This window comes from Streptomyces sp. DH-12 (assembly GCF_002899455.1).
Taxonomy (GTDB): Bacteria; Actinomycetota; Actinomycetes; order Streptomycetales; family Streptomycetaceae; genus Streptomyces.
The window spans coordinates 3,791,318-3,805,866 of sequence record NZ_PPFB01000001.1 but is presented as its reverse complement, the minus strand read 5'-3'; the positions used below and the strand labels follow the sequence as shown (position 1 = coordinate 3,805,866).

Below are 14,549 nucleotides of genomic sequence, written 5' to 3'. Positions count from 1 at the left end.
GAAGGGGCGGGTGACCTGGGTCGTTCAGGGGCCGACCGAGCACTCGAAGGGGCCCATGGCCCAGGCTGCCGTCGACGGGTCGCGGCAGACCGCGACCAGCAGCACGGGCAGGTCGTACTTCGCGCGCAAGTAGGAGACGTAGTACGCCCAGTTCCTTGCCTTCTCCGGGTCCTTCTTCGTCTGGGCCTCGACGGCCAGGACGAAGTGCTCGCCCATGTCGGGCTCGAACATGAGGACCGTGTCCGCGCGGCGCTCCATCGGGCGGATCTCGGTGACATCCGGGGAGAGCTCGTGGAAGTCCGTCTTCACGGGCGGCGGAAGCCCCAGTGCCTCGAAGACGGGCGCGAGGGCCTCCGGATGCTCCTGGAACAGTCGGTGGGAGGCCTCGTGTGTTGCGGTGACCATGAGCGCACGGTAGGGCGCTCATGGCCATGCGGCCGGGGGTATGCGGACGCGTTCACTCGTTCGAGGTCAGGATGAACGTTCCCGCCGGTTCGGGAATCCGGTCAGCGCACGACGAACCGGGTGAGGACGGCCTGGACCTCGTAGATGCCGACGCCTTTGGTGAAGGACCACGGGGCAGCGGTACGACTGGACCGGACGCGGGTGGGCAAGTCACGTCGTCGCCGCTCACGGGGATGAATGCCGGGCGGCCAGGTCAGGGTTCGAGCGGCAGGGAAGACTGTTCCGCCGCCGGACCCAGATAGGTGTACTCGGTCGACCGGGCGATTCCCACCGCATCGAGGCGCTGACGGAAACGGACCCGGAAGTGCACGTTGTCCCCGAGTCCGGGACGCATCCGCAGCAGTGTCTCCGGCTCCTCGAAGTGGACGTCGTAGGCCTGGGCGTTCCTGGCCGTGCCCGTCTTGACCTTCACCCAGCCGCTTTCGCGGAGCTCGGTGACGCGGCCCGAGATGATGAGTTCCTGGTCACGGGCCCTGGTTTTTTCACGAAGCCGCTCGACGTGGCGTCTGCCGCGCTCCGTGAGCTGAGCCCTGCGCATGTCGCCGTCGGCGCCGTACCAGGTCACTCCCAGGTCGAGCTCGTACTTGCCCAGAGCCCGGGCCAGGGCGTCCACCGCGTCGAACAGGCGCGACCATTCACGGACGTCCTGCTCGGCCTCCAGCGCACCGAGCAGCCTGGTGAGCATCTGCATGCCGGTGCTCGCGGCCGATGTCGCGGGCGCATCCATGGCCGTGGTCTCCGGGACGACCACGGACGGCACGGGACGCGCGTGGACCACGGTGCTGCCGGCCGAGATGCCCGTGAGCTCCAGCTGGATCGGAGTGCCCGCGGCGACGGAGAGCGCGTTCTCCACAGGGTTCAGCAGAGCGTCACCCCACTGGAAGCGCAGGGCGCCTCCCTCGGTGTCCGGACCGGTCAGCCGGAGCCGCAGTTCCTCGTCGAGGCGGGCGTCGGGCTCGAAGGCACGGACCGCGGCGAGGCGGCCGGCCCGGTGCCCGGCCTCGACCTCCTCGTCGTCCCGCTCCTCGGTGCCCATGTCCTCAAGAAGGCGCTCGGCGGCCTCGGCCGCTGCCGGATCGTCCCTGAGCAGCGCACGCCTGCGCTCACGCCAGCTGTCGCCGGTGGTCACAGTCGCACCTCCAGGTATCCGCGTGCCGGGGCGGCACTCCCCGGGGACGGGGAACGATCCGTCTGTCCGGGCAACCGACAACGCTGCCACCAGTCGTCCCACACACCCCGTTCCATGAAGTATGTCCGCTCCTCGGCGGTGAAGCGCTCCGGCCGGAAGACGTGGCCGACGGGCTGATACCCGACCCTGACCGGTGAGACTCCGAACCTGCGCAGCATGTTGTCCCGGCTCTGAAAAGCGGTGGTCAGCCATTTGGAGCCGGGTCTGCCGCGGACGGCACGTTCGGCTCGTACGTCGATCAGCACAGTCACGTCGATGTTCCCCGGATCGGTTTTCGTGCTCACGAAGCTGCCGCCGAGCCACAGTCTGTGGATGAGCATGTGTCCGTCCATGAGGTCCGCGTACGTGTCCTCCAGAGTGAAGAAGCGCTCCAGATAGTCGTGCAGTCCGTCCCACAATGACCGGCGTGTCGCAGAGTCCCGGAACGTGGGCGCGGTGACCAGCATGGCCTCGGCCTCGTCGAAGGAGACGGAGTGGCGGCCCAGCGGAAGGAATCCGTTCGCGGTGAAGGAAGGCAGCACATGAAGTCCTGTCGGGTACGGATGGACGCCGTGGGGTGAGGGATGTGACGGCGAGCGCTGCGGCCGTGGCTCATCCTGCCGCGTGGATCTCACCACCGCCGGTGTCTCCCGGCACGCGGGCGTCCCGCTCTCTGCACTTACGGCACCTGCCCGGTTCGGGTGCTCGGAAGGCGAGGTCGCAGCCGTCGCAGTTCTGGAGGGGAGGACGGGGACCGGGGGCCGGTGAGGCCGGTAGCCGGGGCGGCGGCGGGGGCGGGAGTTGGGCGGTCAGGCGGTGGGCGAGGAAGGCGGCCGGACGGATCAGGGGCTCGTCCGGCAGGTCCGCGGCGAGGGCGTGGCGTACGGCGGTGGGGGTGAGGTCGCGCTCCAGCCAGGCGGCGACGCCGGGGGCGAGGTGCTCGGCGTCGGTGGCGGAGAGGAGCAGCCGGGGGTCCTGGCGGCGCAGGCCGGCCAGGACGTCGAGGGCCGCCTGGAGCAGGGCGGGCCAGGGGTGCGACGGCTGGGGCACGGCGGGGAGGCGCCGCTTGCGGGGCGTGGGCTCGTCGGGGGCCGTGCGGCGGGCGGGCCTGCGGGCGGCCGTCTCCCGCGCCGCGTGGTGCCCCGGCCGGTTGCAGGACACCGTGCGGGTGACGATCCGGCCGGTGGGCGTGCGCTCGCGGGTGCGGCGCAGGTAGCCGTGCGCTTCGAGCTCCCGCAGGGCGGCGGCGATCCGGGTGGGGCCCTCGGGGAAGCGGGCCGCGAGGGTCTTGATGTCGACGGCGGTGCCCCGCCGCACGGACTGGATGTAACAGGCCAGTCCGATGGCGAGCAGGGACAGCTCCGGGTGCTGGGCCAGGTCGTTGCCGATCACCGTGAAGTTCTCGGTGTGGCGGACGTGGTCGTGGACGACGCCGGCGAACGGCTGTCCGTCGGGGTGGTTCTTGCCCCGGATACGGGACTGGACGCGCATGGGCACGCTAGGGTTTTCGGTATCCATCGGGAAGCGCCGTTCTTCCTCGGTGGTCAGGCCCTCGCACTGGGATGCCAGTCCCGGCGAGGGCCGTCGCATGTCTGGGGTTGTGTGCGTACTGCTGGCGCTGAGCGTAGGGCAGGCAACCGGTCCTGAATCCAGCTCACAGGGGCATATTCACTCGCGGGAGTGAGTTTGCCCGGCGGGAGGGAGGGGTGGGGTTTGGTGGGGTGCTTTCTCCCCCGTGGGTGGTGCATAGGGAGCGCAGGTCCGGCCGGAGCGCGGGGAGTCGTGTTCCGGTGACTGCGGTGCGGGGAAGGTGAGTTCGGCCCAGACCGTCTTGCGGGGCGGCAGGTCGTGGGTGACGCCCCAGCGGTCGGCGAGGGCGGCCACGAGGGTCAGGCCGCGGCCGGTCTCGGCGTCCGGGTCCGGGGACCGGAGATCCGGGAGCCGGTCACCGCGCGTGTCCGTCACCTCGATCCGGAGAGTCCCGCCGACCACGTAGAGCAGGAGCCGGACGTTCCGGCCGGGGACGCGGCCGTGGGTGACGGCGTTGTTCGCCAGCTCGGCCACGATGAGCTGGGCCGGGTCCAACGGGAGTCCCCAGGCGCGCAGTTGTTCGGAGGCGAACAGGCGGGCGAGGCGGGCGCCTCGGGGTGTGGGGGACAGCAGGACGCTGAAGTTGCGGACGGTGTGTCCGGGGGCGGTGATTTTCTGGTTCACGTCACTCAGCGTGTCCGGATATGCCTACCGTGGGGAGTGACGCCGTGGTTGCGTACGGTGACTGTCTCGTGGTTGTCCGGTGGTGTCCGGGCTTGTCGGGGCGGTGCGTACGGGTAGGGCGTGGCTGGTACGACCCGGTACGACGGAGGGGCGCGCATGTCGGTGGACGGCGAGGTTCGGCAGCTGAGGACGGAGGCTGACGAGCCGGGGTGGGAGGTGGACCCGGACGACGAGTGGGGCGTGGCCGTGGTCGCCACCGTGGGGCGGCAGTTGAAGCTGCGGCGGGAAGCGGTCGGCATGCGGGCCGGCGAGTTCGGCAAGGCCGTGGGGTACGGCGAGGACCTCGTCTACAAGATCGAGAGCGGGAAGCGGATTCCCCGGCCGGAGTATCTGGACAGGGCGGACGAGGTGCTGGGGGCGGGTGGGCTGCTCTCGGCCATGAAGGAGGACGTGGCTAGGGTCCGGTACCCGAAGAAGGTCCGGGATCTAGCCCAGATGGAGGCGCGGGCGGTCGAGATCGGCGTGTACGTGTGCCACAGCATCAGCGGGCTGTTGCAAACGCCTGAGCATGCCAGGGCGGCCTTCGAATCACGGCAACCTCCGTACTCGGAGGCGGAAGTTGAGCGGATGGTCGCCGCTCGCGTGGCTCGGCAGTCGATCTTTGATCGGGACCCTGCTCCCGCGCTCGCCTTCGTCTTGGAAGAGGCGCCGCTTCGCAGGCCACTCGGGGGCACAATGGTGTGGCGGCGACAACTCGAACGTCTGTTGGAGGTGGGGCGGTTGCGTAACGTCTCCCTCCAAGTGATGCCGACCCACCGGGAGACCCACCCGGGCCTGGACGGCAAGATCGAGTTGCTGAAGTTCGAGGACGGAACGGCCGTGGGACGGTCTGACGGTGCGTTCAACGGGCGGCCGATCTCCGATCCGAGGCAGCTCCGCATCCTTGAGCTGCGGTATGGCACCATCCGGGCGCAGGCCCTCCCACCGGGGGAGTCGCTGGCTTTCATCGAGCAACTTCTGGGAGAAACATGATCCGCAAGGACTCCGCCGGGGACGTCTCCGAACTGGCTTGGTTCAAGAGCAGTTACAGCGACGGCAACGAAGGCGACTCCTGCGTCGAGGTAGCCACCACCCCCGGCACCGTCCACGTCCGCGACTCCAAGTGCCGGGACGCCGGCCCCCGCCTCGCCGTCGCGCCGGAGGCATGGGCGGACTTCGTGGCGTACGCGTCCGGGAGCAGGGCCATCGACTGACGTGCCCCGCACCCGGGCGCGCAGCGCGCCGCGCTACCGCGCCACGAACTGGGTGAGGATCGCCTGGACCTCGTAGATGTCGACGCCCTTGGTGAAGGTCTTCTGCACCGGGGTGGGGGAGCCGGAGATCCAGATCTTCAGCTCGGCGTCGAGGTCGAAGTGGCCGGCGGTCTCGACTGCGAAGTGGGAGATGCTGCGGTACGGGATCGAGTGGTACTCGGTCTTCTTGCCGGTGATGCCCTGCTTGTCGACCAGGATCAGCCGGCGGTCCGTGAACAGGATGGTGTCGCGTATCAGCAGGAACGCCGCGTGCACCTGCTCGCCGTGGCCCAGGAGCCGGGCGTAGTCCTGCTGGGCCTTGGCCGGGTCGACGGTGTGCGCGTTGCCGAAAAGTGCCATGGTGCGGGTCCCCCCGTGTGTCGTGAGCGCGGCCGGACGTTCGGGCCGCCTTGACGCGATCTTCGCAAAGGGGAGGGCCCCGGGAGAAGCGTCGTTCTCTCCCGGGGCCCTGCTGTAGCGAGCGTGTTACGCGGTGGGCTTCTCCTCGAGACGGGGGAAGAGGACCGCGCCCTTGGTGACCGTGGAGCCGGCGGGGAGCAGGCCCCAGGTGCCGCACTCCTGGACCTTCTGGTCGGCGAGGGCGCCCAGGGAGGGCTCCGCGCCGAGGGAGTCCCAGAGCTTCTGGGAGGTCTCCGGCATGACCGGGTTCAGCAGGACGGCCACCGCGCGCAGGGACTCCGCGGCCGTGTAGAGGATCGTCGCCAGGCGGGCCTTGCCCTCCGGCGAGTCGTCCTTGGCGACCTTCCAGGGCTCCTGCTCGGTGATGTAGCCGTTGACCTGCTTCACGAAGTCGAAGACCGCCAGGATGCCGCCCTGGAAGTCCAGCTCCTCGCCGATGCGGCGGTCGGCCTCCTCGACGGCCTTCGCCAGGCCGTCGTGGACCGCCTTCTCGGCGTCGCCGTCGGCCGTCGCGGCCGGCAGCTCGCCGCCGAAGTACTTGCCGACCATCGCCGCCACACGGGAGGCGAGGTTGCCGTAGTCGTTGGCCAGCTCGCTGGTGTAGCGGGCGGAGAAGTCCTCCCAGGAGAAGGAGCCGTCCTGGCCGAACGCGATCGCGCGCAGGAAGTACCAGCGGTACGCGTCCACGCCGAAGTGCGAGGTCAGGTCCTGCGGCTTGATGCCGGTCAGGTTCGACTTGCTCATCTTCTCGCCGCCGACCATCAGCCAGCCGTTCGCGGCGATCTTGCCCGGCAGCGGCAGGCCCTGCGCCATCAGCATGGCCGGCCAGATGATCGCGTGGAAGCGGAGGATGTCCTTGCCGACCAGGTGCACGTCGGCGGGGAACGTCGACCCGAACTTCTCCGGGTTCTCGTTGTAGCCGACCGCCGTCGCGTAGTTCAGCAGCGCGTCGACCCACACGTAGATGACGTGCCTGTCGTCCCACGGGACCTTGACGCCCCAGTCGAACGTCGAGCGCGAGATGGAGAGGTCCTGCAGGCCCTGGCGGACGAAGTTCACGACCTCGTTGCGCGCGGACTCCGGCTGGATGAAGCCGGGGTTGGCCTCGTAGTGCGCGAGGAGCTTCTCGCTGTACTCGCTGAGCTTGAAGAAGTAGTTCTCCTCGCTGAGGATCTCCACCGGCTTCTTGTGGATCGGGCACAGCTTCTGGCCCGCGTACTCGCCCTCGCCGTCGAGCAGCTCACCGGGGAGCTTGTACTCCTCGCAGCCCACGCAGTACGGACCCTCGTAGCCGCCCTTGTAGATCTCGCCCTTGTCGTACAGGTCCTGCACGAACTCCTGGACGCGGTCGGTGTGCCGCTTCTGCGTGGTGCGGATGAAGTCGTCGTTCGCGATGTCGAGGTGCTCCCACAGGGGCTTCCAGGCCTCCGTGACGAGCTTGTCGGCCCAGGCCTGCGGGGTGACCCCGTTCGCCTCGGCCGTGCGCATGATCTTCTGACCGTGCTCGTCCGTGCCGGTGAGGTACCACACCTTCTCGCCCCGCTGGCGGTGCCAGCGGGTGAGCACGTCGCCTGCGACGGTCGTGTAGGCGTGGCCCAGGTGAGGAGCGTCGTTGACGTAGTAGATGGGGGTCGTGACGTAGAACGCCTTCGCCCCCTGCTTCTCTGATCCAGTGGCCGCCATGGGCGAAATCCTACTGGTCCCGGGGAGATCGACTCACACGCGTTTCGGGGGGTGGACGGGGGTGGACGGGGGTTCCGTCCCTCTCTCCGTCCACCCCCCGTGGGGGTGGGTGAGGGCAGTGCTTCCTACGGGCGCCAGGACGCCAGGACGCCCTCGTACAGCTCCTTGTCCGTGAGCTCGCGGGGGGCCGGGCCCGCGTGGAAGAAGGAGGTGTTGCCGGTCTTGAGCTTGCGGAGGTAGTCGAACGCCTTGTTGTCGTGCTCGCCGAAGGCGACGAAGGAGAAGAACACGTCGGGGTGGTTCTCCGCGGCCTCGGTGAGGGCCTTGGTGGCCGGGGTCTTGGCGTCGGGGGCGCCGTCCGTCTGGAAGATCACCAGGGCGGGGGTGCCGGCCGGCTCCTCGGCGTGCCGGCCGAGAACCGCCTCGACGGCCGCGTGGTAGCTGGTACGGCCCATCCGGCCGAGCTCCGCGTGCAGCTTGTCGATCTTGTTCTCGTGGTCGGAGAGGGTCAGCTCGCCGGTGCCGTCCAGCTCGGTGGAGAAGAACGTCACGTGGAGCGTGGCCTCGGTGTCCAGGTGCGCGGCCAGGGCGAGGGCCTGCTCGGCGAGGGCCTGGGCCGAGCCGTCCTTGTAGTACGGGCGCATGGACGCGGAGCGGTCGAGGACGAGGTGGACCTTGGCACGGGCGCCGGTGAGGTTGTGCTGCTCGAGGACGGTGCCGGCGGCTTTGTAGGCGGTGGTGAGGGTGGTGTCGCGGAGCGCGGTGGCAGGGGTGGCGGGGGTGGCGGGCTTGCCGGCGGGGGCCGTGCGGGGTTCGGCCTCGGCCTCGGCTTCGCCTTCGGCCGGGGTTTCGCTCCCACCCGCACCACCCGTGCGGGTCTCGTCGTCGGGTGCGGGTGGCCCCTGTGGGACCTGCTCGTCGTCGGCGGCTGCGGGAGTCGCCTCCGGCGTGGACTCCGGTGCCGGTGCCGATTCCGATTCCGGTTCCGGTGCCTGAGCTGCGGGCTTCGGCTCGGGCGCCGGCTCGGGCTCCGGTTCCGCCTTTGCCCCGGGCTCGGCGGTTCCCTCGGCCTCGGACCGGGGTGCTGCCTCCGGCTCGGCGGCGGCCACGGGCTCCGGGGCCGCCTCTGCCTTCGGCTTGGCGTCGGCGTCGGCTTCGGCCTCGGGCTCGGGCTCAGCCTTGGGCTCCGGGGTCGCTTCGGGCGTCGGTTCCGGCTCGGGGGTCGGCTTGGCCTCGGGCTCCTCGGCCGTGGTCGCCGCCTCGGTCCTGGCGAGGGCTTCCTCCGGCTCCGGCTCCGCTTCCGGCTCTGCCTGCGCCTCGGTCTTCGGCTCCGGCTCCGGGGTGGGCTTGCTCTCGGGCTCCGCCTCGGCCTTCGGCTCCGTCTCAGGGGCCGTCTTCGGCTCCGGAGTCGTCTCCTCGGGCTGCGTCTCCGACGCCTGAGCCCGGGTCTCCGTCTCCGACGCCTCAGCCTCGCGCTCCGGCTTCGGCTCCCGCTCCCGCTTCGACGCCTCAGCCTCCCACTCCGGCTCCGGCGTCTCCGCTGCCCGCTCCCGCTCCCGCTCCGGCTTCGGCGTCTCCGTCCACCGCTTCTCCTCCTCGCCGGACGGCCGCGTCGGACGTGGGACCGACACCCTGTCGAAAGCCGCGCTCACCAGGTCGTGTTCGTCGCTTTCACGTGGTTCCGGGACCGTCGAGGTCGTCGGGGTCGCCGGAGTCGCAGGGGTGCCCGCGGAGGCCGACGGCTCCGGGGACGGGGACGGGGACGGGACCGTGCGCTCCGGGGACGGCTCGGGCGTCGTCGGAGCCGCCGTTTCCGTCGCCTCGGCGGCCGGCGCCGCACCCTCCGCTTCGGCGGACTTCGCTCTACGTGACCGGCCGAACGCGTTCCGCAGGAGAGTGAGAATGCCCATGTGCGCAACCCTTCGCGTGAGTTGGTGCCCGTCAAACCCTGGCCAGGACGGACACGTAAGGTTAGCGGCCCTCGGGGGCGATCTTGGGCAGGGTGGGGTGTACGGGATCGTCTCTGTCAAGGGTGCGATCCGGTCGGCGCAAGCCGCTCGCCCGCTCCGGCGCACGCCCCCTTGATGCCGCCCCGGCTTCACCCGTCGTTCACTCCCGCGCCCGGTCGTCGCACCCGTGTGCTCCTACGGTCGCGCTGACACCACGGGCACGCCAAGGAGAGAACACGTGCGAAAGCTGCTGCCGTTGATCGGAACGCCGTCCGGTGCGCATCCCGGCGGCCGGTCCGCCCTGACCTGCCGTTTCCGGTGTGGTGACGCCTGCTTCCACGAGGTGCCCAACACCAGTGACAACGAGTACGTCGGTGACATCGTCGCCGGTGCCCTCAGCCGCCGTTCGATGATGCGGGCCGCCGCCGTCGTGACCGTCGCCGCGGCCGGCGCCGGCGCGGTGGGCGTCGCCGCCGCCCCCGAGGCGCAGGCGGCCCCGGCCGCCAAGGGCCGCACACCTCACACCCCCAAGGGCGCCCGGGGCCTCAGGTTCACGCCCGTCCCGCCCAACACCCGTGACGCCGTCACCGTGCCGGAGGGCTACCGGCAGAACGTCGTCATCCGCTGGGGCGAGCCCATCCTGCGCGGTGCGCCCGCCTTCGACCCGGAGCGGCAGAGCGCGAAGGCGCAGGCCGGGCAGTTCGGGTACAACTGCGACTTCCTCGCGCTGCTGCCCCTGAAGGGCGAGCGGAACCGGCAGCTGCTGGTCGCCAACCACGAGTACACCGACGAGATCCTCATGTTCCGGGACTACGACCCGGAGAACCCGACGCGCGAGCAGGTGGAGATCGCCTGGGCCGCGCACGGCCTCGCCGTCGTCGCCGTGGAGGGCGACCACAGGAGCGGCAGGCTCACGGCCGTGGGACGGCACCACCTCAACCGGCGGCTGACCGCCACCTCCGAGTTCCGGCTCACCGGTCCCGTCGCCGGCTCCGACCTGGTGAAGACCTCCGCCGACCCGAGCGGCACCCGCGTGCTCGGCACCCTCAACAACTGCGCCGGCGGCACCACCCCGTGGGGCACCACCCTGCACGGCGAGGAGAACTTCAACCAGTACTTCGCCCACGGCAGCAGCGCCACGGACAAGCGGTACGGGATCGGCAGCGGTGCGACCGAGCGCAAGTGGGAGCGGTTCGACAAGCGGTTCGACCTCGCCCAGGAGCCGAACGAGGCGCACCGCTTCGGCTACGTCGTCGAGCTCGACCCGTACGACCCCGACTCCACCCCGCGCAAGCACACCGCGCTCGGCCGGTTCAAGCACGAGGGCGCGACCGTGCGGCTGACGCACGACGGGCGGCCGGTCGTCTACTCCGGCGACGACGAGCGGTTCGACTACTTCTACAAGTTCGTCGGCAGCAAGCGGATGCGGCACGGCAACAGCCGCGCGGCCCGCGAGCACAACCTCTCGCTGCTCGACGAGGGCACGCTCTACGTCGCCAAGCTCACCGGCGACTCGCCCGCCTTCGAGATCGACGGCACGGGGAAGCTGCCGAGGGACGGGGAGTTCGACGGCAGCGGCGAGTGGATCCCGCTGGCCACCGCGACCGCCCGCGGCGCCGTCTCGCACGTGGAGGGCATGACCGCCGAGGAGGTCTTTGTCTTCACGCGTCTCGCCGGCGACAAGGTCGGCGCCACGAAGATGGACCGCCCCGAGGACATCGAGCCCAACCCGGTCACCGGCAAGGTGTACGTCGCGCTCACCAACAACTCCAACCGCGGCGTCGGCTCCCACCCGAAGGCGGACGAGGCGAACCCGCGGCACGCCAACAAGCACGGCCACGTCCTGGAGCTCACCGAGCGGTGGAACCGGCCGGAGAGCACGAGGTTCGCCTGGTCGCTGTTCCTCGTCGCGGGCGACCCGGAGGATCCGGCGACGTACTTCGCCGGCTTCCCCAAGGACGCCGTCAGCCCGATCTCCTGCCCGGACAACGTCGCCTTCGACGCGCACGGCAACCTGTGGATCTCCACCGACGGCAGCGCCCTCGGCTCCCACGACGGCCTCTTCGGCGTCGCCACGCGCGGGGAGCGGCGCGGTGAGCTGAAGCAGTTCCTGACCGTGCCGACGGGTGCGGAGACCTGCGGCCCGGTCGTCCAGGACCGTCGCGTGCTGGTCGCCGTGCAGCATCCGGGCGAGGTGGACGGGGCGACCGTGGAGCGGCCCGCCAGCACCTGGCCCGACGGGCCCGGCACGTACGTCCGCCCGGCGGTCGTCGCGGTGTGGCGCGCGGACGGGCGGGACATCGGCGTCTGACGCCGGAGCGGAGCCGGTGCCGGGGGATCAGACCCCCGGCACCCGCTCCTCCAGCCACTCCCGGTACGCCGGGGCCTGCCGGGCCACCTCCTGGTAGGCGTCCGCCAGGTGCGGGTACACGCCCTCCAGCTCCGTGTCCGTGCGCGCCGCCAGCAGCAGCCGCACGCCCAGCGGGTCGCCGGCGAGACGGCGGACCGCCGCCTCGGGGCGGGAGGGCGAGGTCGGCTGGCAGACGGTGACGACCTCGCCGATCGCGACCAGGGACGCGGCCGTGTGGTAGTCGCCGTGCAGCACGGGCGGGTCGATCCCGGCCTCGCGCAGAATCCGCCGTACGGCGTCCCACTCGCCGTCGACCGCCGGGTCGATCATCCAGCGGTCGTGGGCCAGGTCGGAGAGGTGGACGACCGGGCGGGCGGCGGCCGGGTGGTCGGCGGGCAGGGAGACGAACTGCGGTTCGCGGGCGACGAGGACGCGGGTGCGCAGGCCGTCCGGGACGTGCAGCGGGCAGCCCTCGACCTCGTGCACGAACGCGACGTCGAGCTGGCCGTCGGCGACCATGCGCAGCAGGGCGTTGGCGGAGACGTCCATGTGCAGGGTGGGTTCCTGCCAGTGCCGGCGCAGGCGGCGCAGCCAGCCGGCCAGCGCGCGGCTGGCGGTGGAGCCGATGCGCAGCTGACGGCCGCCGACGGCGGCGGCGCGGGCCTCGGTGACCAGGGAGCGCAGCTCGGTGACGAGCGGGCGGGCGCGGCTGAGGACCAGCCGGCCCAGGGGGGTGGGGCGGCAGCCGGTGCGGGCGCGGACGAACAGGGCACCGCCCAGCTCCTGTTCGATGCGCCGCAACTGCGTGCTCAACGAGGGCTGGGCCACGCCGAGATGGCGTGCGGCCCGGTGCAGACTGCCCGTGTCGGCGATCGCGCACAGCGCCCTGAGGTGCCGGACCTCAAGCTCCATGTCCTGGGAGGGTAAGCGGGAAGTTCAGGTTTCACCAGACGTCCAAATGCCGTCCGTCCAGGCGTAGTCGGACGTCTTCGACACCGGGACGGGACGGGGATGCGGGCGGCCCGTGACCGGGGAGCGCCGATAGCCCGGTCCTATCACCGGTTGCCATCATCACAGCCGCCGCACAGGCGCGGACACTCACCGGTGACATGTGACTCACCCCCCACCGAAGGAGTCGTCCATGCGCCTGCGCATGCCCCTGTCCGTGCTGTCCGCGGCCGGTCTGAGCCTGACCGCGCTCGGTCTGGGCGCCGCCCCGGCCGGCGCCGCCGAGGCCCCCCTCGCCCCCGCCGACACGTACGCCGCGTACGCCGGTTCGTCCGAGGAGGCCGCCGCCAACCGCGCGTTCTTCCAGGCCGTGCTGGAGTCGGTGGCCGAGAAGCGGGCCGCCGATCCCACCGGCGCCGCCGCCGTCACCATCGTCTACAACGCCTCCCAGGCGCCCACGTTCGCCACGCAGATAGCCCGCAGCACCCAGATCTGGAACAGCTCGGTCTCCAACGTGAGACTCCAGGCGGGCACCTCGGGCGCCGACTTCTCGTACCGCGAGGGCAACGACCGGCGCGGCTCGTACGCCTCCACCGACGGCCGCGGCCACGGCTACATCTTCCTCGACTACGCCCAGAACCGGACCTACGACTCGACGCGGGTGACCGCGCACGAGACCGGTCACGTGCTGGGCCTGCCGGACCGCTACTCCGGTCCGTGCAGCGAGTTGATGTCCGGCGGCGGCCCCGGCCCGTCCTGCACCAACGCCTACCCGAACGCCGCGGAGCGGGCGCGGGTGAACCAGCTGTGGGCGGGCGGCTTCGCCGCCGCGCTCGACCAGGCGGAGAAGGCACTGGAGAAGTCCGGGCGCTGACCCCTGCGTGTCCCGTCCGGTGCGGGCCGTCCCCTCGCGGGGCGGCCCGCACCGCCGTCTGCGCGCGGGGCGGGGGCCGGCGACAAGGGTGTGGCGGCCGAGGCGGAGGAAGCGGGCGCGGCCGGCGGCCGGCCCCTCGGAGGCCGGGGGGCGGCCGACGCGCGCGCCGAACGCCGTGCCGGCGGCTTCGGTCAGGTGCGGGCGTCGGTCGGGGCCGGTGTGGCCGCAGGTGGCGCGGCCGGGGCGGGGCGCCCGCGACGGAGTACGGGCCGGCCGGCCAGCCGGCAGGCCAGGGCCACCGCCGCGCCCAGGGCGAGGAGCAGCCAGGACGCCGTGCGCAGGGCGTCGGTGAGGGCGTCGTAGACCGCGGCGGCCGCCGGGCGGTGGACGGGGTCCGGCAGGTCGGCCAGGGTCAGCCGGCGGCCGGCCGTGACGGTCAGGGCGAGCAGGGCGCCGCCCAGCGCGGTGCCCAGACCGGCGGCGGTGAGGACGCGGCGGCGGGACGTGGCGGCCGCGACTCCGGTGACGGCGAGGGTCACGGCGGCGAGGGGCAGCCAGAGGGCGGCGGCGTCCAGCAGCCGGTAGCCCTGGCGGAGCCCGGCCACCTCCTCGGCCGGGACCACGGGGACCTCGGTGTGCTCGACGGGGATGCGGTGCGCGTAGGGCATGCGGTCGGCCTCGAGCCGCTGTTTCACCTGGGCGGTGACGGGCGCGAGGTCGACGGTGACCGGTCCGCCGGAGGGCGCGTCGTCGCGCAGGGCGTGCAGCACCGCGTCGTGGAGGGCCCGGTTCCCCGCCTCCCACGCCGTGCGGAACGCGTCCGTACGGGTGAACGACTCGATCGCGTCCCGCACGAACGGCCCCATGGGGGCCCCGTCCGCGGCCCGCGCCTCCAGCTCCCGCACGACCTGGTCGCCGACGGCGTCCGCGACGGCCTCCCGCACGCCGGGGTGGCCGGCCAGCGGTGCGACGGCACGGACGTACCGCCCGGTGTCGGCGAGCCCGAACGCCGCCCACCCGGCCAGTACGCCGCACGGCACGAGCAGACACGCGACGGCGACGCACACCGCGCCGACGACGTCCCGCGCCCGCGCCTGACGAGGACCGCTCCAGGAACCCACCCCTCCAGGCAAGACGCCCGCCCCCGCCGGCGCGAGCGGTGACCCCCCGAACGGGCGGAGAGCCC

At 71.8% G+C, this 14,549-nt stretch carries 14 protein-coding genes; 4 read left to right on the top strand and 10 right to left on the bottom strand.

The features are described 5' to 3' along the window. Positions 1–24: 24 nt before the first annotated feature. The 5 genes from C1708_RS35830 to C1708_RS15965 all read right to left on the bottom strand — a co-directional run bounded on the left by C1708_RS35830 (position 25) and on the right by C1708_RS15965 (position 3,847). Positions 25–405, bottom strand: coding sequence for a hypothetical protein (locus C1708_RS35830; RefSeq protein ID WP_342210897.1), 381 nt, complete (start codon positions 403–405; stop codon positions 25–27). A gap of 253 nt (positions 406–658) precedes the next feature. Then, complete coding sequence (locus C1708_RS15980; RefSeq protein ID WP_106413316.1) at positions 659–1,594, bottom strand: hypothetical protein; 936 nt, start codon at positions 1,592–1,594, stop codon at positions 659–661. Beyond that, positions 1,591–2,175, bottom strand: a complete 585-nt coding sequence (locus C1708_RS15975; protein WP_106413315.1) for a DUF6932 family protein — start codon at positions 2,173–2,175, stop codon at positions 1,591–1,593. Before C1708_RS15975 ends, C1708_RS15980 begins: the two co-directional genes overlap by 4 nt. A gap of 70 nt (positions 2,176–2,245) precedes the next feature. Continuing rightward, on the bottom strand, positions 2,246–3,151 hold the full coding sequence (locus C1708_RS15970; protein WP_106413314.1) for a helix-turn-helix domain-containing protein: 906 nt from the start codon (positions 3,149–3,151) through the stop codon (positions 2,246–2,248). 150 nt (positions 3,152–3,301) lie between these two features. Next, positions 3,302–3,847 (bottom strand): ATP-binding protein, encoded by a 546-nt coding sequence (locus tag C1708_RS15965; RefSeq protein WP_241911267.1) that lies wholly within the window; start codon positions 3,845–3,847, stop codon positions 3,302–3,304. A gap of 156 nt (positions 3,848–4,003) precedes the next feature. Between C1708_RS15965 and C1708_RS15960 the strand changes: the two genes are divergently transcribed. Together C1708_RS15960 and C1708_RS15955 are read left to right on the top strand one after the other, a co-directional pair. Continuing rightward, positions 4,004–4,879 (top strand): helix-turn-helix domain-containing protein, encoded by an 876-nt coding sequence (locus C1708_RS15960; RefSeq protein ID WP_198602512.1) that lies wholly within the window; start codon positions 4,004–4,006, stop codon positions 4,877–4,879. Continuing rightward, positions 4,876–5,100 (top strand): DUF397 domain-containing protein, encoded by a 225-nt coding sequence (locus C1708_RS15955; protein WP_106413313.1) that lies wholly within the window; start codon positions 4,876–4,878, stop codon positions 5,098–5,100. Before C1708_RS15960 ends, C1708_RS15955 begins: the two co-directional genes overlap by 4 nt. A 33-nt stretch (positions 5,101–5,133) precedes the next feature. Here C1708_RS15955 and C1708_RS15950 read toward each other — a convergent pair whose 3' ends face one another. From C1708_RS15950 to C1708_RS15940, 3 genes are all read right to left on the bottom strand, one after another. Beyond that, positions 5,134–5,499: a PH domain-containing protein gene (locus C1708_RS15950; protein WP_106413312.1), complete on the bottom strand. Its 366-nt coding sequence runs from the start codon at positions 5,497–5,499 to the stop codon at positions 5,134–5,136. A 126-nt stretch (positions 5,500–5,625) separates the two neighbouring features. Next, entirely contained in the window at positions 5,626–7,242 is a 1,617-nt protein-coding gene (gene metG / locus C1708_RS15945) for a methionine--tRNA ligase (RefSeq protein ID WP_106413311.1), read from the bottom strand. Between the two features lie 125 nt (positions 7,243–7,367). Then, positions 7,368–9,152 carry a VWA domain-containing protein gene (locus C1708_RS15940; RefSeq protein ID WP_106413310.1) on the bottom strand — a complete coding sequence of 595 codons (1,785 nt, stop codon included), beginning with the start codon at positions 9,150–9,152 and terminating at the stop codon, positions 7,368–7,370. A gap of 277 nt (positions 9,153–9,429) precedes the next feature. Between C1708_RS15940 and C1708_RS15935 the strand changes: the two genes are divergently transcribed. Beyond that, the gene (locus C1708_RS15935) at positions 9,430–11,502 is read left to right on the top strand and encodes a PhoX family protein (RefSeq protein WP_106413309.1); all 2,073 of its coding nucleotides are present in this window, start codon (positions 9,430–9,432) and stop codon (positions 11,500–11,502) included. 27 nt (positions 11,503–11,529) lie between these two features. Here the strand turns inward: C1708_RS15935 and C1708_RS15930 are convergent, their stop codons facing one another. Further along, positions 11,530–12,453 (bottom strand): LysR family transcriptional regulator, encoded by a 924-nt coding sequence (locus C1708_RS15930; protein ID WP_106413308.1) that lies wholly within the window; start codon positions 12,451–12,453, stop codon positions 11,530–11,532. 229 nt (positions 12,454–12,682) lie between these two features. Here C1708_RS15930 and snpA point away from each other — a divergent pair, with 229 nt between their 5' ends. Continuing rightward, positions 12,683–13,363 carry a snapalysin gene (gene snpA / locus C1708_RS15925; RefSeq protein WP_106413307.1) on the top strand — a complete coding sequence of 227 codons (681 nt, stop codon included), beginning with the start codon at positions 12,683–12,685 and terminating at the stop codon, positions 13,361–13,363. Positions 13,364–13,554: 191 nt separating this feature from the next. Here the strand turns inward: snpA and C1708_RS15920 are convergent, their stop codons facing one another. After that, complete coding sequence (locus tag C1708_RS15920) at positions 13,555–14,484, bottom strand: hypothetical protein (protein WP_106413306.1); 930 nt, start codon at positions 14,482–14,484, stop codon at positions 13,555–13,557. Positions 14,485–14,549: the final 65 nt, after the last annotated feature.

Excerpts from the sequence above, each read along its gene's own strand:
- C1708_RS35830 (WP_342210897.1), bottom strand. The coding sequence starts at position 405 with ATGGTCACCGCAACACACGAGGCCTCCCACCGACTGTTCCAGGAGCAT.
- C1708_RS15970 (WP_106413314.1), bottom strand. The coding sequence starts at position 3,151 with ATGGATACCGAAAACCCTAGCGTGCCCATGCGCGTCCAGTCCCGTATC.
- C1708_RS15960 (WP_198602512.1), top strand. The coding sequence starts at position 4,004 with ATGTCGGTGGACGGCGAGGTTCGGCAGCTGAGGACGGAGGCTGACGAG.
- C1708_RS15955 (WP_106413313.1), top strand. The coding sequence starts at position 4,876 with ATGATCCGCAAGGACTCCGCCGGGGACGTCTCCGAACTGGCTTGGTTC.
- C1708_RS15950 (WP_106413312.1), bottom strand. The coding sequence starts at position 5,499 with ATGGCACTTTTCGGCAACGCGCACACCGTCGACCCGGCCAAGGCCCAG.
- metG (WP_106413311.1), bottom strand. The coding sequence starts at position 7,242 with ATGGCGGCCACTGGATCAGAGAAGCAGGGGGCGAAGGCGTTCTACGTC.
- C1708_RS15940 (WP_106413310.1), bottom strand. The coding sequence starts at position 9,152 with ATGGGCATTCTCACTCTCCTGCGGAACGCGTTCGGCCGGTCACGTAGA.
- C1708_RS15930 (WP_106413308.1), bottom strand. The coding sequence starts at position 12,453 with ATGGAGCTTGAGGTCCGGCACCTCAGGGCGCTGTGCGCGATCGCCGAC.
- snpA (WP_106413307.1), top strand. The coding sequence starts at position 12,683 with ATGCGCCTGCGCATGCCCCTGTCCGTGCTGTCCGCGGCCGGTCTGAGC.